The sequence below is a fragment of the Bacteroides sp. RTP31139st1_H2_RTP31139_211217 genome (assembly GCF_040227615.1).
GTDB classification, from domain to species: Bacteria; Bacteroidota; Bacteroidia; order Bacteroidales; family Bacteroidaceae; genus Bacteroides; species Bacteroides uniformis.
Window position 1 is genome coordinate 1 of the sequence record NZ_JBCNZM010000139.1, and the last position, 365, is coordinate 365.

The following is a 365-nucleotide window of genomic DNA, read 5'->3' on the forward strand; positions in this document are numbered from 1 at the left end:
ATACGTTGCTTCTTGTCCATCCCGAAGGTGGTGCCCATCAGTGATTCGTAGTCATAGTTTTTCACATCGAGCAGACCGCGTTCGGAGTTCAGGAACTTGCCCACATCGCAAGAGAAGTACATCATGGTGCTGTCCTTCAAGGAGGCAATGGCCATCTCTTTGATGTCCTCTACGGGCAGGTTGACATAAGTCCAGTTCTTGCCGTCGTAACGGTGGCGGTCATAGTCTATTTCATAGCACTTGTAATACTCGCGACTGGGGTCGTTCATCAGCATTACGTAGTTGGTCAGCAGTTGTTTGTCTCCATATTTCTCAAGGAAAGACATGGGAGTGTGATGCTCTGTCTCCACAGGATTACCCTTGGC

Annotated in this window: 1 protein-coding gene; it reads right to left on the bottom strand. The window is 49.0% G+C overall.

The window, feature by feature from the left end:
* On the bottom strand, positions 1–365 hold a 365-nt coding region (locus tag ABUA47_RS18535; protein ID WP_349831871.1), incomplete at both ends, for a C1 family peptidase.